The sequence below is a fragment of the Spirochaeta thermophila DSM 6192 genome, from assembly GCF_000147075.1.
Lineage (GTDB): Bacteria > Spirochaetota > Spirochaetia > Winmispirales > Winmispiraceae > Winmispira > Winmispira thermophila_A.
On the sequence record NC_014484.1, the window covers coordinates 2074778 to 2096237 of the forward strand.

Annotated in this window: 21 protein-coding genes; 7 read left to right on the forward strand and 14 right to left on the reverse strand. The window is 61.4% G+C overall.

The window, feature by feature from the left end:
• Nucleotide 1 precedes the first annotated feature (1 nt).
• Both aroF and STHERM_RS09450 read right to left on the reverse strand, forming a co-directional pair.
• On the reverse strand, nt 2–1906 hold the full coding sequence (gene aroF / locus STHERM_RS09445) for a 3-deoxy-7-phosphoheptulonate synthase (protein ID WP_013314665.1): 1905 nt from the start codon (nt 1904–1906) through the stop codon (nt 2–4).
• A 10-nt stretch (nt 1907–1916) separates the two neighbouring features.
• Entirely contained in the window at nt 1917–2663 is a 747-nt protein-coding gene (locus STHERM_RS09450) for a transglycosylase SLT domain-containing protein (protein ID WP_013314666.1), read from the reverse strand.
• Nucleotides 2664–3114: 451 nt separating this feature from the next.
• Here STHERM_RS09450 and STHERM_RS09455 point away from each other — a divergent pair, with 451 nt between their 5' ends.
• From STHERM_RS09455 to STHERM_RS09465, 3 genes are all read left to right on the forward strand, one after another.
• Nucleotides 3115–4158 (forward strand): endo-1,4-beta-xylanase, encoded by a 1044-nt coding sequence (locus STHERM_RS09455; RefSeq protein WP_013314667.1) that lies wholly within the window; start codon nt 3115–3117, stop codon nt 4156–4158.
• Between the two features lie 116 nt (nt 4159–4274).
• Nucleotides 4275–4646, forward strand: a complete 372-nt coding sequence (locus tag STHERM_RS09460) for a response regulator (RefSeq protein ID WP_013314668.1) — start codon at nt 4275–4277, stop codon at nt 4644–4646.
• Between the two features lie 9 nt (nt 4647–4655).
• Complete coding sequence (locus STHERM_RS09465) at nt 4656–6284, forward strand: peptide ABC transporter substrate-binding protein (RefSeq protein ID WP_013314669.1); 1629 nt, start codon at nt 4656–4658, stop codon at nt 6282–6284.
• On the opposite strand, the gene STHERM_RS09470 is transcribed toward STHERM_RS09465, so the two are convergent.
• On the reverse strand, nt 6245–6931 hold the full coding sequence (locus STHERM_RS09470; RefSeq protein WP_013314670.1) for a TVP38/TMEM64 family protein: 687 nt from the start codon (nt 6929–6931) through the stop codon (nt 6245–6247). The genes STHERM_RS09465 and STHERM_RS09470 overlap by 40 nt on opposite strands.
• Nucleotides 6932–7001: 70 nt before the next feature.
• Between STHERM_RS09470 and STHERM_RS09475 the strand changes: the two genes are divergently transcribed.
• The 3 genes from STHERM_RS09475 to ispF are packed head-to-tail and all read left to right on the forward strand — an operon-like array spanning nt 7002 to nt 8799.
• The gene (locus STHERM_RS09475; protein WP_013314671.1) at nt 7002–7655 is read left to right on the forward strand and encodes a CarD family transcriptional regulator; all 654 of its coding nucleotides are present in this window, start codon (nt 7002–7004) and stop codon (nt 7653–7655) included.
• Nucleotides 7652–8326, forward strand: coding sequence for an IspD/TarI family cytidylyltransferase (locus STHERM_RS09480; RefSeq protein WP_013314672.1), 675 nt, complete (start codon nt 7652–7654; stop codon nt 8324–8326). Before STHERM_RS09475 ends, STHERM_RS09480 begins: the two co-directional genes overlap by 4 nt.
• Complete coding sequence (gene ispF, locus STHERM_RS09485) at nt 8323–8799, forward strand: 2-C-methyl-D-erythritol 2,4-cyclodiphosphate synthase (protein WP_013314673.1); 477 nt, start codon at nt 8323–8325, stop codon at nt 8797–8799. The genes STHERM_RS09480 and ispF overlap by 4 nt, the downstream gene beginning before the upstream one ends.
• Before the next feature lie 3 nt (nt 8800–8802).
• Here ispF and STHERM_RS09490 read toward each other — a convergent pair whose 3' ends face one another.
• The 8 genes from STHERM_RS09490 to STHERM_RS09525 all read right to left on the reverse strand — a co-directional run bounded on the left by STHERM_RS09490 (nt 8803) and on the right by STHERM_RS09525 (nt 17120).
• Nucleotides 8803–9510: a hypothetical protein gene (locus STHERM_RS09490; RefSeq protein ID WP_013314674.1), complete on the reverse strand. Its 708-nt coding sequence runs from the start codon at nt 9508–9510 to the stop codon at nt 8803–8805.
• 14 nt (nt 9511–9524) lie between these two features.
• Nucleotides 9525–11621 carry an elongation factor G gene (gene fusA, locus STHERM_RS09495; RefSeq protein WP_013314675.1) on the reverse strand — a complete coding sequence of 699 codons (2097 nt, stop codon included), beginning with the start codon at nt 11619–11621 and terminating at the stop codon, nt 9525–9527.
• Between the two features lie 177 nt (nt 11622–11798).
• Nucleotides 11799–12443 (reverse strand): CBS and ACT domain-containing protein, encoded by a 645-nt coding sequence (locus tag STHERM_RS09500; protein WP_013314676.1) that lies wholly within the window; start codon nt 12441–12443, stop codon nt 11799–11801.
• A gap of 50 nt (nt 12444–12493) precedes the next feature.
• On the reverse strand, nt 12494–13198 hold the full coding sequence (locus STHERM_RS09505) for an ABC transporter ATP-binding protein (RefSeq protein WP_148223904.1): 705 nt from the start codon (nt 13196–13198) through the stop codon (nt 12494–12496).
• A complete protein-coding gene (locus STHERM_RS09510) occupies nt 13191–13985 on the reverse strand; it encodes an ABC transporter ATP-binding protein (RefSeq protein ID WP_013314678.1) in 795 nt (264 codons plus the stop codon). Before STHERM_RS09510 ends, STHERM_RS09505 begins: the two co-directional genes overlap by 8 nt.
• Entirely contained in the window at nt 13982–14977 is a 996-nt protein-coding gene (locus STHERM_RS09515; RefSeq protein ID WP_013314679.1) for a branched-chain amino acid ABC transporter permease, read from the reverse strand. Before STHERM_RS09515 ends, STHERM_RS09510 begins: the two co-directional genes overlap by 4 nt.
• A gap of 2 nt (nt 14978–14979) precedes the next feature.
• Nucleotides 14980–15879: a branched-chain amino acid ABC transporter permease gene (locus tag STHERM_RS09520; RefSeq protein WP_013314680.1), complete on the reverse strand. Its 900-nt coding sequence runs from the start codon at nt 15877–15879 to the stop codon at nt 14980–14982.
• A gap of 71 nt (nt 15880–15950) precedes the next feature.
• Nucleotides 15951–17120, reverse strand: a complete 1170-nt coding sequence (locus STHERM_RS09525; protein WP_013314681.1) for an ABC transporter substrate-binding protein — start codon at nt 17118–17120, stop codon at nt 15951–15953.
• Nucleotides 17121–17422: 302 nt separating this feature from the next.
• On the opposite strand from STHERM_RS09525, the gene STHERM_RS09530 reads away from it, so the two are divergent.
• Nucleotides 17423–17959, forward strand: a complete 537-nt coding sequence (locus tag STHERM_RS09530) for a phosphoribosyltransferase (RefSeq protein WP_013314682.1) — start codon at nt 17423–17425, stop codon at nt 17957–17959.
• On the opposite strand, the gene STHERM_RS09535 is transcribed toward STHERM_RS09530, so the two are convergent.
• Genes STHERM_RS09535 through STHERM_RS09545 form a run of 3 tightly spaced genes read right to left on the reverse strand, consistent with a single transcriptional unit; the run spans nt 17938 to nt 21451 of the window.
• Entirely contained in the window at nt 17938–18861 is a 924-nt protein-coding gene (locus tag STHERM_RS09535) for an ABC transporter permease (protein ID WP_041623557.1), read from the reverse strand. The two genes, STHERM_RS09530 and STHERM_RS09535, sit on opposite strands and share 22 nt — an antisense overlap.
• Nucleotides 18861–19937 carry an ABC transporter permease gene (locus STHERM_RS09540; RefSeq protein ID WP_013314684.1) on the reverse strand — a complete coding sequence of 359 codons (1077 nt, stop codon included), beginning with the start codon at nt 19935–19937 and terminating at the stop codon, nt 18861–18863. Before STHERM_RS09540 ends, STHERM_RS09535 begins: the two co-directional genes overlap by 1 nt.
• Nucleotides 19934–21451 carry an ABC transporter ATP-binding protein gene (locus tag STHERM_RS09545; RefSeq protein ID WP_013314685.1) on the reverse strand — a complete coding sequence of 506 codons (1518 nt, stop codon included), beginning with the start codon at nt 21449–21451 and terminating at the stop codon, nt 19934–19936. The genes STHERM_RS09540 and STHERM_RS09545 overlap by 4 nt, the downstream gene beginning before the upstream one ends.
• Nucleotides 21452–21460 lie beyond the last annotated feature (9 nt).

The window sequence follows — 21460 nt, forward strand, 5'->3', positions numbered from 1 at the left end:
GCTAGATCCTGCTCCGATAGAGCCCCAACACCTTCAGGTTCTCCGCCACCCCGTCCAGCGCTTCCATGGTCCGGTGGAAGACCGAGAGATCCTCTGGCAACTCCATGTCGAGGAAGAACATGTAGTTCCAGGGCTTACCCAGTATGGGACGCGACTCGAGCTTCTTGAGGTTGAGTCGCGCATCGGCGATCACCCCGAGACACCTGAAGAGGGCACCCGGCTGGTCGGGCGTCTGGAAACTGATCGAGGCCTTGGTCGGCCGGGGCACCTCAGGGTGTTCGAGCCGGGCGATGATGAAGAAGCGTGTATAGTTCCTCGGATTCGTCTCGATGCCCTGTTTGAGCACCTTCATCCCGTAGTAGCCGGCCGCCACCTCGTTGGCGATCGCGGCCAGAGAAGGGTCGCCTTCCCGGGCGATGAAGGCCACGGCACCCGCGGTATCATAGAAGGGTACCCGCTCCCAGGAGGGGAACTGATCGAGGAATCGGGCGCACTGGGCGAACCCCTGGGGGTGTGAATACACCTTTTTTATGTCCTCGAGTCTCGCCGAAGGCAGCCCTATGAGACTGTGCTCCACCCGTATCTGGGTCTCACCCACGATCTTCACGTCGGGATACTGGAGGAGGAGGTCGTAGTTCTCCAGAATGGACCCAGAGAGCGAGTTCTCGATGGGGATGATCCCATAGTCCACCTTTCCCTCGAGCACTGCATCGAACACCGCAGAAAAGGAAGGAGTCGGCACCCCCGAGACCTTCCGATCCGCGAAATAGAGGGCGAGCGCCTTCTCCGAAAAGGCCCCATGCTCCCCCTGGAAGGCCACCAGGAGTGATCCCCCCTCACGGTCCGGATGTGGAGCCGCCGCCACAGGGATGGGCCGACGTTCAGGCACGCGCTCCACCTCCTTGCCGAGGACCGGGGCGAGGGCCTCGAGATCCCTCATGAGCTTCTCGAACTGCTCGGGATAGAGCGACTGGGCGCCGTCCGAGAGCGCCCGGTCGGGATCCACGTGCACCTCCACCATGAGCCCGTCCGCGCCCGCCGCCACTGCGGCAAGGGCCATGGGAGGGACCTTGGTGCGGATCCCGGTCGCATGGCTCGGGTCCACGATCACCGGGAGGTGACTCAGCTTCTTCACCACGGGGATGGCAGAGAGATCGAGGGTGTTCCGGGTGTACGTCTCGAAGGTGCGTATCCCCCGCTCGCAGAGGATCACGTCTTCGGCACCGTGGGCGAGGAGGTATTCCGCGGCCATGAGCCACTCCTCTATGGTGGCGGCGAGCCCGCGCTTCAAGAGCACGGGCTTCCCCGTGGCGCCCACGCGTTTGAGGAGTTCGAAGTTCTGCATGTTACGCGCCCCTATCTGGAGCACGTCCACATACCGGCACAGGAGGTCCACATGTTCGGTGGCCACCACCTCCGAGACCACGGGGAGCCCCGTCTCCTCGGACGCCTCCTTGAGGTACTCGAGCCCCTTCTCCCCCAACCCCTGGAACGAGTACGGGGAGGTCCTCGGTTTGAAGGCCCCGCCGCGGAGGATCACGGCCCCCGACTCCTTCACCCGGTGGGCCGCCTCGAGGATCTGGTCCCTGCCCTCGACAGCGCACGGGCCTGCGATCACCGTGATCCGATTGCCCCCTATCCGCACCCCGTTTCGCAGGGTCACCACGGTATCCGTTTTCTTGAACTCCCTCGAGGCGAGCTTGTAGGGCTTGGTGATGGGGATCACGCGGGCCACACCCGGAAGGAGTTCCACCTCCCTGAGGTCCACCGTCACCTGTCCCACCGCTCCGAGGATGGTCTCCTCCTCACCCACGATCTCACGGACCTTCAGGTTCCTGCTCTCCAGGAACGCCCTTATGCGGGCCTTCTTCTCCGGGGAGACCCCCCGTTCCAGCACGATGACCATGCACCAGAGGTTAGTGCGAAGGTTTCCTCATGTCAACCGGCTGGAGTCTCCCCACCTCGGTCTTGAAGAAACGTTCGAGATCGGTGGGGCGAATCACAGAGGAGAGATAGGAGAAGAACTCCTTTTCGAGGCGCGTTCTATAGGCGAAGAACTTGTCGATGTACCGCAACGTCATGGCCGGGGCCCCTCTGGTGAAGACCCGATGTTTCCCCGCATTGTACATCGCCAGGGCCAGGACCTCGCTCCCCCCCTCTTCCAGACAGTACTTGAGGTAGGAGATCCCATAGCGGGCATTGATCTCGGGATCGAAGAACTCCTCCTCGGTGAGGAAGGGGAAGGTGCGGGAATTGAGCTGGAAGAGCCCCCTGTCCACCGACGAGGGATTCTCGTTCACGGCGAAGGGATAGAACTCGCTCTCCACATAGGCGAGGGAGAACGCAAGGAAAAGGGGGACGTCGAACTTGTCGGCATACCGGAGGATCGGAAGCGCCACCTCCGGGTCGCCGGTCAGGTTGATGAAGAAGTCTTCCACCAGAGGTCGGGTGAGCTCCTCCCGGTAGAGGAAGAGCGCCGGCGCTCTCTCCTCATGGGCCTCCTCCAGGAGCGAGAGGATCACCGGCCTATCCTCCGGGGAAACCACATCCCTCTGAGGGAGCGGCATCCATTCCCCTGGAGACTGGACATAGGGAACCTCGGTACAACTCAAGAGCAGAATCCCTCCCCCAAGCACCATCCAACGCAAGAGTATCTGTCTCATTGTTCTGCATCCTCTCCCTGCGTGTCATCCGGGGTGATCGTGTCACACAGCACACACTGCAATCGAACGTTTTGCACTGTTAAAGATACTAAAAGCGGCCGTGAGGTAAAGCGAGTATGCCCCTATTCCCCGAAAAGATCAAGCATGGAGATTCTGGAGATATGAGAGATTTTAAAGATTTTTGCAGAGGACGTTTCGGCCTGAGGGAGAGAAGGAGCCCGCATCCCGCGGGCTCACATCCGGTTTACACACCATTCATGGAGGAAGGTCTCTCCTATTAACGGCCGCCCTGAAGAAAACTTGACGAAAAATCATCCCGGACGCCCCTCTCCACCTGTCGGACATCCCGACGGGCCCACCTCCCGGGGCGACGAATTTACACTGGCGGTATCACGAAGCACATGGTATAATGCCTTTATAAAGGCATTATACTTAAATCGGGAGAAAAACGATGAAAACCGCACGATCCATCTTCTTCCTGGGGCTGGCGGCCCTGGTCCTCTTCACCTCGTGTCAGCCGGGGACCATGCGTGGACTGGCCGACAGACGGGACTTCCTCTTCGGAGTGGCCGTCGCCTCCACCGATCTCCTCGACCCCACGGCATCGAAGATCCTGCAAGAGAACTTCAACCTCCTGGTGGCGGAGAACATCATGAAGCTCCAGTATCTCCGCCCGAGCCCCACGCTCTGGAACTGGCGCCCTGTCGACGACCTCGTGAACTTCGCGAAAGAGCACAGGATGAAGCTCAGGGGTCACACCTTTCTCTGGCACAACCAGAACCCGCCCTTCATCAACAGACTGGGCAGGAACGACAGAGATCGGGCCATCACGATCCTCGAGGAGACCATCACCGGCGTCCTCACCCGCTACAAAGGAGTCTTCTACGAGTACGACGTGTGCAACGAAGTGATAGACGATGAGGGAAGATTCCGGGAGAACTCCCCGTGGTACCGGGCCATCGGCCCAGAATACATAGACATGGCCTTCCACACGGCCCGCAAGGCGGATCCGAACGTGAAGCTCATCCTCAACGACTACAACAATGAGTACAAGGGAACGATCAAGGGGGACGCCTTCTACACCCTGGTGAAGGGCATGGTGGAACGAGGGGTGCCGATCGACGGCGTGGGTTTCCAGCTCCACCTCATGGCCGAACACCCGCTGAACGAGGAGGCCCTCCGGGCGAACATCCAGAGGTTCAGGGAACTCGGCCTCTCCGTCTCCTTCACCGAGGTGGACGTCCGCATCAAGCTCCCCGTCACCCCCGAGAAAGAAGCCGCCCAGAAGGCGATCTACGAGAGCCTCCTCAGGATCGCCCTCGAGGAGGACGTGTCCTGCTTCGTCATGTGGGGATACACCGACGCCAACAGCTGGATCCCCGGGAGTTTCCCCGGCTACGGCAGCGCCCACATCTTCGACGAAAAGCTCACTCCCAAACCGGTGTACTTCGCCATGCAGGAGATCCTGAAATCGTACCACCCCGACAGGAACTAGAGCATCGAGAGGGGGCGTGGGATCCGCGTCCCCTCCCCCTAGATCCCCATCCATCGCTTGCACACAGCCGGACCAAATTGCAAAGCCTCGGGAAAAGGGATATAACAGTAGGGGTGATGAGACGCATACTCTACGCAGAGGACGAGTTCACCAACCGAAGGATCGTGGAGGTCCTCTTCACCTCCGCAGGAGTACACTGCGACCTCGTGGCGGACGGAATCAGGGCCCTGGAAAAAGCCCTCACCGAGGAGTATGATCTCATCATCCTCGATCAGTACATGCCGGGTCACCGTGGAGACGTGGTGGCCCGGAAGATACGAGAGAAGAACAGAGAGGTACCCATCGTCGTGATCACGAGCGACGAGGCGGAGATCCCGAGACTCAGGGAAGCGGGCGTCACCGAGGTCTTCATCAAACCGCTCCACAGGGAAGACTACCAGAGGATCCTGAGGCGATACTGCGGCCCCTCCCACGAAGATAGTTATTAAGGAAGGAATATGAAACGAGTACCTGTCATACTGCTCATCCTCTCCCTTTTCGCTCCTCTCACCACGGCGGGGGAAGAGGCTCGGGACCAGGAGTTCGTCGTGAACATCCTCCCCTTTCCCTCCAACCTCAACCCCCAGCGCATCAGCACCACCAACGAGGCCCAGATTGCACTCGCCCTCTTCGAAGGGCTCCTCACCTACCACCCTTCCACACTCGCCCCCATGCCGGGTGTGGCCCGGAAATGGGAGTGGAACAAAGACTACACCCGCATCACCTTCTACCTGAGAGAGAACGCACGCTTCTCGGACGGCACCCCCATCACCGCAGCCCACTTCAGGGAAAGCTGGCTCTACCTCATCGCCCACAACCTGCCGTACGCCTCGCTCCTCGACGTGATCACCGGTGCCCGCGCACTCCGAGAGGGGAAGGGGTCACCTGAAAAGGTGGGTATTGTGGTAAAAGACCCCCACACGCTCGTCCTTACCCTCACCAATCCCGCCCCCTACATCCTCAAGTTCCTCCCCCACACCGCCTTTGCACCCACCGCCTCGGGCATGGATCTCTCACGGACCTGGGCACCCTCACGAGACCTCGTCGGGAACGGTCCATATCGCATTCTGAAGGTGGAAAAAGACCGTCTGGTACTGGAAAAGAACCCCCAGTATTGGGACCAGGAGTCGGTGAAGATCCCTCGCCTCGTGATCACCTCATACGACGATCCGGAGCGTGTGATGCGCCTCTTCAACGGAGACGCCCTCCACTGGGTGGCCGATGGATACGACCTGTCACTCCTCAACAACAGGAAGGCACTCGTCCTCAACCCGCTCTTCGCCACCACCTTCTACTTCTTCAACGCATCCACCCCCCCCTTCGACGATCCCCGCGTGCGCAGGGCCCTGGCCCTCCTCGTACCCTGGGACGAACTCCGCTCTTCCGATCGCTACTTCTTCCCCACCTCACACCTCGTCCCCCAGATCCCGGGATACCCCGAGGTCGAGGGCATCACCGAACCCGACGAGAAGACCGCCCTCTCACTCCTCCAGGAGGCGGGATTCCCCGAAGGCAAAGGCCTCCCGGTCATCACGTGCTATGCCATGGAGGGCGGGCAGGAGGAGATCGACATACTGACGCGGCTCTGGAGGGAGAGGCTCGGCCTCCAGGTGCAGGTGAAGGCCTTCACCTCCATGCAGGCCTACTTCAACGCCATGGAGCAGGACCCCTCGTTCCACCTCGCCTCCATCACCTGGCTGGGTGATTTCCCGGATCCGCTCACCTTCCTGTCACTCTGGGAATCGGGCGGCTCTCTCAACTACGCCCGCTTCTCCTCCCCCGAATACGATGAACTCCTGCGGGAGGCCAACACCACACAGGGGAAAGAGCGCTACTCCCTCCTCGCGCGGGCCGAGGAGTTCCTCATCTCGGAGAGCGCGGTGATCCTTCCCATAGCCCACAGCCCCGCCCTCAACCTCGTGGACCTCGACTGGATAGGCGGATGGTACCCGAACCCCCTCGACATCCACCCCTTCCATACCCTCGAGTTCCTTCCCACCGAGCTCGGCCCGGGAGTGGTCCGATCGGAAGAGCGGGAAGGGATCCCTCAGCGTCTCCTCTTCCTCACACGATCGAGGAAGGAGTGAAGCTGATCCCTGAAGAGAACTCCCAACAGGAATAACACGAAGGCAGCCGCCCCGATGACCCCCGCCACCAGCCACTCCTGCTCGAAGAGGGCATGTCCGAGCCATACGCTCCCGACGATGCCGGGGAGACGGGCCGTCATGGAGAGGAGGAAGAAGAGGGAGAACGGGAGGTTCCCCACACCCGCCACATAGCAGAGGACGTCCTTGGGGATGCCGGGGATCAGGAAGAGGAGGAAGAGCGCGCCCTCTCCCCGGGAGGAAGAGAGGAACCGGTCGAACCGTCTCAGCTCCCCCTCACCGACGAGGGAAGAGACGAAGCCCCTCCCCGAGAGGCGGGCGAGAAAGAAGTTGAAACACGATCCCAGGCCGATCCCCACCACGCTCAGGAGGAAGCCCTCCCACTTCCCGAAGAGGAATCCCGCCGCCACCTGGACCACCTCACCGGGGAGGACGAAGATCACCACCTGGAGCACCTGGAGCCCGAGGAAACCTAGCGCACCGTAGAGGCCCCAGGAGCGGACCAGGCGGACGATCCTCTCGGGATCCGTGAACATCTCCCAGAGGGAGGGAACGAGGAAGAACACCAGCGCAAGCGATACGAGGAAGAACCCCGGAAAGAGGAGGTCCTTCCACCTGAAGTCTCTCATCACAGGGGCATGATAGACGACTTCCTCACTATTTGACTACCGGGGAGGATTTCTATATACTTGGGACACCATGACCAGCAGGAACACGTCCGCCCAACCCGAACCCCAGTTCAAGGTGCACGATCACGTGGTTTACCCACTCCAGGGAGTGGGTGAGGTGGTACGGATCGAGGAAAGGGAGTTCAAGGGAGAGGGACTCCTCTACTACGTGATCTACATCCCGGTCTCCGACATGACGGTGATGGTTCCTGTCCACAAGGCCGCGGAGATAGGCATCAGACCCATCGTATCCAGGGAGGAAGCTCTCGAAGCCCTCGACTTCATCTCCGAGAACCCCCAGGCAGGCCCCACCGACTGGAAGACCCGCTACCAGATGAACCTGGATCTCCTCAAGAAGGGAAGCGTGATGGACATCGCCCGCGTGGTCCGGGCCCTCTACTACCGAAGCAAGATAAAGGAGCTGCCCATCCTGGAACGCAAGCTCTTCGACAACGCCCTCCGCATTCTGGTGGACGAGATATCCTTTGCCCTCGAGATCTCCGCGAAAGAAGTGGAGGCCCGCATCTTCCAGCAACTCGAACAGGAGAGCGAGCCCCTCGAGGAAGAAGAAGAGGACCTATTCGAGGAAGAGGACGAAGATCTGAATTTCGAAGAAGACGAGGAAGAGGACGGGGACGACATGGAGGACGCAGACCTGGACGAAGAGGACGATTCCGAGGAATGAGCGCCGATGCCGGTTTCGTGGTCACCGCAGCGGGAGCGAGCGTCCGGATGGGCGGAGCCCGGAAGAAAGAATACCGCCTCCTCGATGGCCTCCCCGTACTCCTCCACAGCATCCAGGCAGCCTTCCAAACCGGACTCTTCGACCGCTATGTGGTAGTGCTCCCTCCAGGGGACGAGGCGGTCTGGTACGATGAGTTGCTCCCGCTCCTCGACAGCCCATGTCGAGATCTCGTCACCCTTGCACCGGGTGGGACCTCACGTCAGGAGTCGGTCTTCCACGCCCTCGAGGCCCTCTCGGGAGAACCCCCGGAGATCGTCCTCATCCATGACGGCGCCCGCCCCTGGGTGAGCCCGGCCCTCATCGGGAGGGTGTACCGAAAGGCGAGAGAGAAGGGAGCCTGCATCCCGGTGGTCGCCCTCGTGGACGCCCCAAAGAGGATAGGCCCCACCGGGGAAGTCGTGGAACACCTCGACAAGCACCACCTCGTGGGGGCCCAGACCCCGCAAGGTTTCCGCTTCTCCCTCATCTATGAGGCCCACAGGCGGTTCCACGATCGTCTCCACCTCTTTCCGGACGATGCCGCCCTCTGTCACGCGGCAGGTATCCCTGTCCATACGGTGGAGGGAGATCCGGTCAACAGGAAGATCACCTTTCCCTGGGATCTACCATGAGAATCGGAATGGGTTACGACAGCCACAGACTCAAGAAAGGGCGCCCCCTCGTGCTGGGCGGTGTGCAGATACCCTCCCCTCGTGGGGAGGCAGGACACTCGGACGGGGACGTACTCCTCCATGCCATCACCGACGCCATCTACGGCGCCCTCGCGGAGGGAGATATAGGCACGCACTTTCCCCCTTCCGATCCTCGCCACAAGGACAAGCCCAGCAGGTTCTTCCTCTCGCACGCACTCGATCTCATGGAGTCCCGCGGTTTGCGTATCGTCAACCTGGACTGTACGGTGATCCTCGAACGTCCCAGGCTCGCCCCCCACAGGGAGGCCATCCGCGCCTCTCTCTCGGCGCTCCTCTCCCTCCCCCCCGATGCCGTCTCCATAAAAGCCAAGACAAAGGAAGGCCTCGACGCCGCCGGGCGAGGCAAGGCGATCGAGGCCTTTGCAGTGCTCCTGCTCGAAGCGAGGGTGTGAGACTCAGTCCTCCTCGGAGATGAGGAGCGTCTTGGGATCGAGCACCAGATGGAGATCGGTATCCCCCAGTCTGTCCCTGTCCTTCACCAAGTGGAGGGTCACTCCGTCCTTTCCGGGGAGGAGGAGAAGGACCACATCCAGCATGTCCTTCACCGGATCCAGGAGCACCGGGAAACTCCCCTCGTCCACTTCCGGGGCCTCCTCGCCGGTGGAGGCGGAGAACCAGAACGAGATCCCCAGGTCCTCGGCGACCTCTTTGAAAAGGGCGAACTCATGAGGATCGACCGTGGTGAACTCATAACCATCCACGATCACCTGATCCACGTCGAAGGCCCCACCCTCCTTGAGGGCCCTGAGGGTAGCCACCACGTGGGAGGTCTTCGCCCCCTCCTTGTGAAAGTTGAGGATCACGCGGTTTCGGATGATCTCCTCGTGCACATCCATAGCGTTCTCGAGGTTCCGCTTCCTCGCGATCTCCTTGAAGATGTCCTCGTACCAGTCGATGAGGTGATGGACGTTGGGGGCGTAGGAGATGTGGATCACGTGTTTGCCTCGGAAGAGCTTGTCCGTCGCGACATGGACGAGACAGGCCGTCTTTCCTATCCCCTTCTTGCCGGTGAGGACTCCTATCTCTCCGGGCTTGAGCCCGCCATGGAGGGAACGTTCGAGGATACGGAGCGGACTCCTCTTGATCAGCTCTGTCTTTACCATACGAAGGCCTCCTCTTACCCTTCCACCTTTGCTTTTTTCTGGAACTTCTGTTTCAGTTCCTCGGCGATATTCACGGGAACCTTCGCGTACCGGGCGAACTCCATGCTGAACTCCGCCTTCCCTTGGGTGAGGGACCTGAGCACCGTCGAGTAGCCGAACATCTCGCTGAGCGGCACCTCCGCCTCCACCCGGCACATCATCCCGTCCTCTGTACTACTCAGTATAATACCTCGACGCTGGTTGATGCTAGCGAAGATGTTTCCCTGGAACTCGGTAGGCCCTTCCACGGTGACCTTCATGATGGGTTCGAGTATGACCGGGTCGGCCTTCTCGTACGCCTCTCTGAAGGCGCCGATCGCGGCGAGCTGGAAGGCGATGTCGGAGGAGTCCACCGGATGGTACTGGCCATCGTTGATGACTACCCTCACACCCACCACAGGGAACCCGATGAGGCTCCCCTTCTCCATGGCCTTCTGGAACCCCTTGTCACAGGAGGGGATGTACTCGTTGGGGATCACCCCGCCTTTGATCTGATCCACGAACTCGTAGGTCTTCCCCTCTTCCAGGGGGATCGGTTCGATGTATCCGGCCACCCGTCCGTACTGTCCGGATCCGCCCGTCTGCTTCTTGTGGAGATAGTCGAAGTCGGCCCGCTTCGTGATGGTCTCACGATATGCCACCTGGGGCATGCCGGTCTCCACGTCGGCCTTGTACTCACGCCGCATCCGTTCGATATACACATCGAGGTGAAGCTCGCCCATCCCCTGGATGATGGTCTCATTGGTCTCCGGATCGATGTACACCCTGAAGGTGGGGTCCTCCTTGGCGAAGCGGTTGAGCGCCTTGGCCACAGCGTCCTCGGACTTCTTGTCCTTGGGCTTTATGGCGAGCGAGATCACCGGTTCCGGGACATACATGGAGGTCATGGCGTAGTTGAGCGAAGGATCACAGAAGGTGTCGCCCGAGACGCAGTCGATCCCGAAGAGGGCCACGATGTCCCCACAGCGGGCCTCCGAGATGTCCTCCATGTGGTTCGCGTGCATACGCACGAGCCGCCCGATCTTGAATTTCTTCCTGCTCCGGGTGTTCAAGAGCTCCATGCCCTTCTTCACCGTGCCCTGGTAGATCCTGATGTAGGTGAGCTGGCCGTACTGTCCGTCCTCGAGCTTGAACGCATAGGCCACCGTGGGTGCATCGTCCACGGACGAGAGCTCCACCTCGGCCTCGTCGTTCGAAAGATCGAGCGCCACGTTCCTGATGTCGTAAGGCGAAGGGAGATACCGCACTACTCCGTCGAGGAGGGGCTGCACCCCCTTGTTCTTGTAGGCCGCCCCCATGAAGATGGGACAGAGCTTCAGCGAGAGGGTCCCCTTGCGGATCGCATCGTGAATGAGGTCTTCGGGGATGTCCTCGCCTTCCAGAATGGCCTCCGCGAGATCGTCGGAGTACATGGAGAGGGCGTCGAGCATCTCCTCCCGTTTTGCCTCCGCCTCGGCCACGAGTTCGCCGGGGATCTCGGCTTCCACCACGTGTTCACCGTTGGCGCCCTCGAAATAGAGGGCCTTCATGGTAATGAGATCCACCACTCCCTTGTGCTGATCCTCGAGCCCGATGGGGATCTGGACCAGGACTGCATCGAGTCCCAGCTTCTCCTCTATCTGATCGCGCACCTTGTAGGGGTTGGCCCCCACGCGGTCGCACTTGTTGATGAAGGCGAGCCGGGGGACCCGGTAGCGCTTGAGCTGTCTGTCCACCGTGAGCGTCTGCGACTGCACCCCGCCGACCGCACAGAGCACGAGCACGGCGCCGTCGAGCACCCTGAGCGCCCGTTCCACCTCGATGGTGAAATCCACGTGCCCCGGCGTATCGATGATGTTGATCATGTGATCCTTCCAGGTCACATGGGTGGCCGCCGAGGTGATGGTGATACCCCGCTCCTTCTCGAGCTCCATGTAGTCCATGGTAGCGCCCGCCCCATCCTTCCCCTTCACCTCGTGGATCTGGTGGATGCGGTTGCAGTAGTAGAGGATCCGCTCGGTGAGAGTGGTCTTCCCCGAGTCGATGTGTGCGCTGATCCCTATGTTGCGCATGTGTTTCTGGAAATCGTTCATAGCTCCTTCCTTCTCTCCTCCTGAGAGTTGTATGGCTCCATTGTCGAGGATTGATCCCCCAATGATGTGCGTACTACACAATCGAAAAAAACGACGTGCGCGTCAACCTTGTTATGAAATCACTGCCCGAGTCGCCTGAGGATAGAACATTTTCGGAAAAAGATCAATCACCCCTCGCTACACCATCGCCGCATCCACCACCTTCTCCACGAGCGGTTCCACGATGGAGCAGGCTTCCTCCTTGGAAAGACCCTCCACCTTGACGATGAAGAGGGCGCTGGTCGGATCCTCACCGAGGAAGGTCCCCAGGGAGACGATGTTCCCCCCGGCCCGGGCGATGGCGGAGGCGATGTCCGCGATCTCGCCCCGCCTCTCGGGGATGAGAAGGGTGAGCCGCACCCCTTTCTTCCTGGTACCGAAGAGTTCCACGAACCGCTTGAAGATGTCGCTCTCGGTGATGATCCCCACGAGCTTCTCCCCCCGAACCACGGGGAGCCCTCCGATGTTGTTGTCCACCATGATCCGGGCCGCATCCTCGATGTAGGTGTCCTCCGTCACCGTGATCACCGGCGTGCGCATCACCTCCTTGATCCTCACCTTCGAGAGGAGCTGCGCCATTTCGTAGACGTTGAGCGTGGTGGCGGGAGACGGTGAGGCGTAGAGCAGGTCCTTCTCCGAGACGATCCCCACCACTCTCCCCTTCTCGTCTATCACGGGAAGGCGATGGATCTTCTCCCTCCGCATCAGCTCCTGTGCATCGGAGAGCGTCGTCGCAGGAGTCACGGTCACGGGGTTGTGTGTCATCACCTGGGCTACTTTCATGCATCACCTCCTCTCTTCAGCATAGTACCCGAAATCCGGATCTGTCAAAACTAGCCGCCCAGGTAGGCGCGCTTCACCTCTTCGTTCTCGAGAAGCTCGGCCACCGTACCCGAGAGGATGATGTTCCCCGTCTCGAGTACATAGCCTCTATGGGCGATCTTGAGGGCCATGTGCGCGTTCTGCTCCACCAGGAGGATGGTGACACCCTCACGGTTGAGGTCCTGGATGATGGAGAAGATCTCCCGCACCAGGAGGGGGGCGAGACCCATCGAAGGCTCGTCCATCAGGAGGAGCCTCGGCCTCGACATGAGGGCCCTCCCCAGCGCGAGCATCTGCTGTTCCCCCCCGCTCAACGTCCCTGCGAGCTGTCGATACCGCTCCTTGAGCCTGGGGAACCGCTCGTAGACCTGCTCCATGTCCCTCCGAACGGCCTTCGCATCCTTGCGGGTATAAGCCCCCATGAGGAGGTTGTCCTCCACCGTGAGGTTGGCGAACACCCGCCTCCCTTCGGGGACCTGGGAGATACCCCGCTGCACGATCCCATGAGGGGAGAGGCCGACGAGGTCTTCTTCCATGAAGGTGATCCTCCCCCGGGAGACCGGCACGAGGCCGCAGATCGCATTGAGCGTGGTACTCTTTCCCGCTCCATTGGCGCCGATGAGGGTCACGATCTCGCCCTCCCGGACCTCGAAGGAGATGCCGTGGAGGGCCTCGATGGCATCGTAGTTCACACGGAGCTCTTCTACCTTAAGCAATCTCCACCTCCTCTCCGAGATACGCCTTTATCACCTCGGGGTTCCGACGGATGCTCTCGGGATCCCCTTCCGCGATGATCCTGCCGTAGTCCAGAACCACGATGCGCTCGCACACGTTCATCACCAGACTCATGTCGTGCTCGATGAGCAGGATCGTGAGGGAGAAGCGCTCCCTGATGAACCGTATGAGGTCCATGAGCGCCCTGGTCTCCTTTGGATTCATCCCGGCGGCAGGCTCGTCGAGCAGGAGGAGCACGGGATGCGTGGCGAGAGCCCGCACGATCTCGAGCTTCCGCTGTTCGCCGTAGGGGAGGTTCTGGGCGAGTTCACGGGCCTTCCCTTCGATGCCGAAAATGGAAAGGAACTCCATGGCCTCATCCACGAGGGCCCGCTCACCGTGGTAGTACCGCCCGGTACGGAACACCGCATCGAGGAGCGAGTAGGGAACCCTGTAGTGGTAGGCGATGAGGACGTTCTCGAGCACACTCCTCCCTTTGAGGAGCCGGATGTTCTGGAACGTACGGGCGATACCCCTGCTCGTGATCTGATGGGGCTTGAGGTCGGTGATGTCCCTCGGCTCCTCGTCCCGCCTCCCCCTGAAGAGGATCCTCCCGGAGGTGGGCCGGTAGATGCCGGTGAGCATATTGAAGACCGTGGTCTTGCCCGCGCCGTTCGGACCGATGAGGCCCACGAGCTCGCCCTCACCGAGGGTGAGGCGGAAGTGGTCCACGGCCCTGAGACCGCCGAATGAAATCGAAAGATCCCGTACCTCGAGTATGGACTTCATGTCGGATCTCCTTCCTCGGATGCACGCTTCCCGCCGGCCTTGCGGAAGAGAGACGAGATGGAGATCTCCCTCTCCCCGAAGAGGCCTTGAGGTCTGAAGAGCATCATCACGATGAGGATGAGCGGATAGATGACCATCCGGTAGTCCTTGAGGAATCTGAGGAACTCCTGGAGGGAGGTGAGAAGGAAGCCCGCCACCACGGTGCCCGTGATGCTCCCCATGCCGCCGAAGACCACGATGATGAGTATCTCCACGGATTTGAGGAAGGTGAACGTCTGGGGGGTGAGGTAACCGAAGAAGGGGGCATACAACCCTCCTCCCAAGCCTGCGATGAAGGCCGAGAGGGTGAACGAGAACATCTTGTAGCCGAAGACATCGATACCCATGGTGTGGGCAGCGATCTCGTCGTCACGTATCGCGATGAGGGCCCTGCCGTAGGAAGAACGCACCACGGTGTACATGAGTGCGATCACGAGGAACATGAAGACGAGCACCACATCCATGGCCACGATCTGCTTGAGCATCCTCCCCTCGGCGAAAGGCGGCACCCCTTTGAGCCCCGCCGCCCCACCCGTGAGGGAAGGGAGGTTGATGATGATCACACGGATCACCTCACCGAAGGCGAGGGTCACGATGGCGAGATAGTCGCCCCTGAGCCGGAACGTGGGGAACCCGATGAGCATCCCCACCACGGCGGCGAGGAGCCCTCCCGAGATCACGCCGAGCACAGGGGGGAATCCCAGGAGCATCATGGTGAGGGCGCTCGTGTAGGCCCCTACCGCCATGAATCCCGCATGGCCGATGGCCAGCTGCCCGGTGAACCCGGTGATGAGGTTGAGCCCGAGCGCCACGATCACGTTGATCCCGGAGAGGGTGATCACCTGGGCCGTGTAGAGTGTGGTGAGCCCCGACCGCACGAGGGCGGTGACTGCGGCAACCACGACGATGGAGAGTCCCGCGAGCACGAGCCCGTCTCTGTATTCTTTTCTCATGTCTACACCTTCTCGCTGGTTTCTTTCCCGAAGAGTCCCGAGGGCTTCACGAGCAGGATGAGGATGAGGATGCCGAAGGCGATCGCATCGGCGAGCTGCGAGTTGATGAAGCCCTTCGTGTAGGTCTCCGCAAGCCCCATGATGAACCCTCCCACCATGGCGCCGGGGATGCTCCCGATACCACCCAGTACGGCCGCCACGAAGGCTTTGAGCCCGGGCATGATGCCCATGTACGGCTCGATGAGGGGGTAGGCCGAGGCGAAGAGGATCCCCGCGGCCGCGGCGAGGGCCGACCCGAGGGCGAAGGTGAAGGAGATCACCCGGTTGACGTCGATCCCCATGAGGGCACTCGCGGGCTTGTCGTAGGAGACGGCCCGCATGGCCTTCCCCACCTTGGTGCGTTCCACGATATAGGAGAGCACGAGCATGAGCACCACCGAGACCACGATGATGAGGAGCTGGATGTTGCTGATACCCACTCCCCCGTAGCTGAGGAAGACCGAGGGGGGAGTCGGGAACTGCCTCGGATTGGGCCCGATGAAGGGGAGGACGCGGGCGAGGTTCTCGAGGAAGAGGCTCACCCCGATCGCGGTGATGAGGGCGTTGATACGGGGCGCGTTCCTCAGAGGCTTGTAGGCGAAGCGCTCGATGATCATGCCGAGGATGGCGCTCCCAGGCATGGCCACCAGGAAGGCGAGCACCAGGCCGAGGGGGGTGGGGCCGGTCACCATGAGCACGAAGTAGGCCATGAAGGTGCCGAGCATGAGGATGTCGCCGTGGGCGAAGTTGATGAGCTTTATGATCCCGTAGATCATGGTGTAGCCGATGGCGATGAGGGCGTAGATCCCTCCCAGCGCGATCCCATTGACGGTCTGTTGCAGGACTTCCCCCAGCAGGTTCACAGCGAACTCCTCTCAATGACACACAGGATAAAGGGGGGCTCGAGCCCCCCTTTGACGATTTGTCACGAATCTCACGGGTTGACCGTGGCGGCGTACTTCACCACGAGGCTTCCGCCCTCTTGCGTGATGGCGTTCACCACCGCGGACTTCACCGGATTGCGGTTCTCGTCGAACCTGATGTACCCGGTGACGAACTTGCCTTCGACCTGGGCGAGGGCGTCGCGGATCGCCTTCGGATCAATAATTGCTACCTTTTCTTCGTTCTCCTTCTCCTCAACCCGTACTCCCTTCTTGAGGGCCTCGCCCAGGATCTTCATGGCATCGTAGCCCAGGGCCGCGAGGGCGCTCGGGGTCTTGCCGAACTTCTCGGAGTACTTCTTCACGAATTCCTGTACGTCCTTGTCGTCGGACTCGGGCGAGTAGTGGTTGGAGAAGTAGGAGTTGGCCACCTCGAGACCGGCCACGTCGGTGATCCCGTCCCAGCCGTCGGCACCCAGGAGCGGGATATCCATCCCCTGGGCCCGAGCCTGCTTTGCGATGAGGGCCACGGTGTTGTAGTAGTCGGGCAGGAAGAGGACGTCGGGATCCTGTGCCTTTATCTTGGTGAGCTGGGCATTGAAGTCCTTGTCACCGGTCTGATAGGACTCGAAGGCCACCACCTCGCCGCCGAGGGCGGTGAAGGCATCTTTGAAGTTGTTGGCGATACCGGAGGAATAGTCGTTCGCCACGTCGAAGAGCACGGCTGCCGTACGGGCGCCGAGGTTCTCATAGGCGAACTTCGCCACCACGGTCCCCTGGAACGAGTCGATGAAGCAGGCCCGGAAGATGTAATCGCCTGCGAGCGTCACCTGGTCGTTGGTGGCGGTGGGGGTGATGAGGGGCACCTGATCGGACTGCGCGGAGTCGACCACTGCGAGCGTGCAGTTCGAGGTGAGGGGTCCCACGATGGCAGCCACGTTGTCCTGGGTGACGAGCTTGAGGTAGGCCGCCTTGGTCTTCTCGGGATTACCCTCGTCGTCCTCCACGATGACCTCGATGGGCACACCGTTCACCCCGCCTGCGGCATTGATCTCCTCCGCCGCGAGCTTGATGGCGTTGGTGGTATCCACGCCGTAGGTGGAGAGGGTGCCGCTCGTGGGCATGATGACGCCGACCTTGATCGTCTTTTCTCCGCCACCCTGCGCGAACACGAACGTGGAGACCGTCAACACTACCAGCACAATGGAGAGCAGTCTCTTCATGCGTCTTACCTCCTCCTGAGTTTAGGGTGACATTAGATTACACCCATTTTCTTTTTGTGTCTATATGGAGAATAAAGAAAACCAGCCGAGGCTTGATATATCAGCATACCCCCATTTTAGCAGTAGAATGTGCAGAAATTTTCAATCTTTTTTGTTCATATGCCATTTCTATAGATCAAAAACCGCCAAAACACGACAAAAACCACTCCAATAAACCCCTCCCCCCTCCTTTTGGGTCCGCTTTCCCGTTCGTGTCTCGAGGATACCTTGCCTTTTTTCCGAAAACAGGTAGAGTATTGTCCATGGAGAGTTCGGCCTACTACTTCACCTATGAGGACATCCATCGGACCGTGGAACGCCTCGCCCGGCGTATACAGGAGTCCCGGTTCGATCCCGATGTCATCGTCGCCATAGGAACGGGAGGGTTCATACCCGCCCGCATCCTCCGCACATACATCGAGAAACCCATTCTCACCGTGGGTATCGCCTACTACGACGTGAACAACAGACCCATGGAGGTGCCTCAGAAGATCCAGTGGATCGACGAGGTGGAGAAAAAGCTCAAGGGCAGACGCATCCTCCTCGTGGACGAGGTGGACGACACACGCTCCACCCTCGCCTACTGCCTCTCGGAGCTCCTCCGCAACGAGCCCGCGGCCATCTCCGTGATGGTGCTCCACAACAAACGGAAGCCCAAGAAGGCGGAGTTTCCCCCCGGTATATCACAGGTGTTCGTGGGAGAGGATCTCGAGGACTACTGGGTCTATTACCCCTGGGACGCCCTCGACATAGAGGAACACTACAGGAAGGCGAGGGCTCAGCGCTCCCCTGGAGCGTAGGGCTCTCCCAGCATGGCGGGTTCACGTCCTCTCCGCCGCTCCCTCCGCAGCCCTTCGGTCGTGAGGATGAGGAGGGTGGCGAGATAGGGGAGCATCGCAAGGAGGTTGGGGGAGAACCCCCACGGCTGGAGCACGTACTGCAGCACGAAGATCCCGCCGAAGAGGAAGGCTCCCCAGACCGCCCGCAGGGGATGCCACAGCGAGAAGATGGTGAGCGCCACCACGATCCACCCACGACCTCCCACCACGCCCTCGGTCCACGAGGCCGTGTACGAGAGCACGAGCTGGGCCCCCGCGAGCCCCGAAAACGCCCCCCCTGTCACCGTGGCGAGGATTCTCACCCGTTGTACCGGCACTCCTTCGCTCTCGGCTGCCCGCGGATGCTCACCCACCGATCGTAGGATCACCCCGCCTCGGGTATGATAGAAGAAGAACCAGAGGAGCACTGCGAGCACGAGCCCCAGGTAGAAGAAGGCGCTCTGAGAAAAGAGCACCCCGACGACGGGGATCTCAGAGAGGAAGGGCACATCGAGGGGAGCGACCCGTACCGGCTGACGCATGCCGATGTAGGACTTGCCCCACACGCTCGCGATACCGGTACCCACCATGGCGAGGGCGAGACCGGACACCACTTGATTGCCTCGGAGGCTCACCGAGAAGAAGGCGTGCACTCCGGCGAGCAGGGCTGCGGCCGCCATGGCCGCGAGCACCGCGAGGAGGGCGCTTCCCGTGGAGAACCCCACCATGAAGGCCACCACCGCTCCCACCGACATGAGTCCCTCGATACCCAGGTTGAGGATACCGGCCCGTTCGGTGAGCACTTCGCCCAGGATGCCGAGAAGGAGGGGGGTCCCGGCGACGAGGGTCCTCTGGAGGAGCGAATGAAGCAGGGTCATGTCCATCAGATCCTCCCGGATCGGATCACGATGCGATAGTTGAGGAAGAACTCCGCTGCAACGAGCGAGAGGAGGAGGATGCCGTTGAAGACCTGGACGGTGGAGGCGGGAAGCCCCACCGAGATCTGAAGCGCATCCCCTCCCACCGCGATACCGGCGAAGAAAAAGGCGGTGAGCGGCACGAGGACCGGATTCCGCCGGGCGAGCCATGCGACGATGATCCCGGTGAACCCGTATCCGGCCGAGATATTCGCGGGATACGAGAGGTGGTAGTGGATCGCGGCCACCTCACCCACACCCGCGAGACCCGCGAGGGCCCCGGAGAGGGCCATGGCGAAGAGGAGCACCGGGCCGGTATGGATCCCGGCGTAGCGCGCGGCATCCCGGCTCTCTCCCACCACGCGCACTTCGTAGCCCAACCTCGTCCGGTAGAGGATGATCCATGCCGCTCCCACGGCCACCAGGGCCACTACGAGGGTGAAGAGGTGAATGCGGGTACCCGGGAGGAGGGGGATGCGCGCCGAGAGGGGAAAATCGTCCGTGTAGGGGTACCCCTGCTGGGTCGCCCCCCTCCACGGACCCACCACGAGCAGGGTGACCAGCTCGAACGCGATGTAGTTGAGCATGAGGGTGGCGATCACCTCGTTGACCCCGAAGCGCTCCTTGAGGAGCACCGGGATCGAAGACCAGAGGGCCCCTCCGAGTGCCCCTGAGAGCATCATGAGGGGGAGGTTCACCCACAGCGGAAGGGCATGGGCCACGTTGAGGGCGTACCACGTGGCGGCCACGGCGCCGGCGAGGAGTTGGCCCTCGGCGCCGATGTTCCAGAACTTCGCCTGGAAGGGGATGCACAACCCCACACCGATGAGCACGAGGGGGATGGCCTTCGCGAGGGTCTCCTTGAGGCCGTACACACTGCCGAAGGATCCGGAAAACACCTCGACGATCACCTGCAGGGGGTCTGCCCCCTTGAGGAGGAAGAGGAACCCCACCACCAGCACCCCTCCCGCCAGAGCGAGGCCGATGACGGCGGCGGAGAAGGCCATCCCCGCCTCGAGTCTCCGTTCGATCTGCACCCTCATACGCGGGCCTCCACGCCTGCCATGTGATAGCCGATCTCCTCCACGTCCACCTCCTCTGCCGGGGCGAGGAAGACCATCCTCCCACGGTACATGACGCCGATGAGGTCAGAGAGCTCCAGGATTTCCTCGAGGTCCTCGGAGACGAGGAGGACCGCCGCCCCCTCGTCGCGCTGCCTGAGGATCTGCCTGCGTATGTACTCCGTGGCCCCCACGTCGAGCCCATACGTGGGGTGCGAGGCCACCAGGAGGTCCGGCTTCCGACTCATCTCCCTCCCCAGGATGAGTTTCTGGATGTTACCCCCGGAGAGGTTTCCGGTGCGGGCATAGATCGAAGGGGCCTCCACCCCGAAGTCGTCCACGATCCTACGGGCGTGCTCCTCCATGGAACGGACGTTGAGGAAGACGACATCTGAGAACGGTCTCATGTGGTGGTGCTTGAGAACCGCGTTCTCATAGATGAGGAGGTTGGGCACGGTCCCGAACCGGAGTCGCTCTTCGGGGATGTGGCCCACCCCCAGGGCATGGAGCACCCGGGGGGTCGCCCCGGTGACACCGTGTCCCTTCAGCCGTATCACTCCCGAGACAGGCCTCCTCAGGCCGGTGATGGCCTCCACGAGCTCCTTCTGCCCGTTCCCCGACACGCCTGCGACGCCCAACACCTGATGCCGCCTTATCGTGAAGCTCACCCCCTCCACCGCGGTCTCACCCCTGTCACCCCGGACCACCAGGTCCTCCACCTCGAGCACCACCTCCCCCGGTTCCACGGGACGCCGATCCACCGAGAAGATCACCTCCCGGCCCACCATCATGCGGGCGAGCTCCCGCTTGTCGATCGAGGCCGTAGAGGCCTCGCCCACCACCCGGCCCTTCCGCAGGACCACCACACGGCCGCACACCTGGAAGATCTCCTCCAGCTTGTGCGAGATGAGGATCACCGCGTGTCCCTGGGCCGCGAACTCCCGCAACACCGAGAAGAGCTCCTGCGTCTCCTGGGGGGTGAGGACCGAGGTGGGCTCGTCCAGTATGAGCACGTCGGACCCCTGAATCAAGGCCTTCACGATCTCCACGCGCTGTCGCTGCCCGGCCGAGAGCTCCCACACGAAGGCATCGAGATCGAGAGGGAACCCATACCGTGCGAGGATCGCCTCCACCTTCCGCCTCATCGCCCTGTGGGGGAACAAGAACGGAAGGGATGGGTCCGCCAGGACGAGGTTCTCGAGCACGGTGTGGTTCTCCACCAGCATGGAGTGCTGGGGCACCATGCCGATGCCCGCCCGTATCGCGTCCGCAGGGGAGCGGAAGCGGACTTCACGGCCGTCCACGAGGATGGAACCCGAGGTGGGTTGGTAGAGGCCGTAGAGGATGTTCATGAGCGTGGTCTTCCCTGCCCCGTTCTCTCCGAGGAGGCCCACGATCTCGCCCGCCCTCACGGAGAACGAGACATCACTGTTGGCCACCACCTGGGGGAAGACCTTGGTGATCGCCTTGAGCTCGAGGGATTGGACCTTCGGCATCGACCGCTC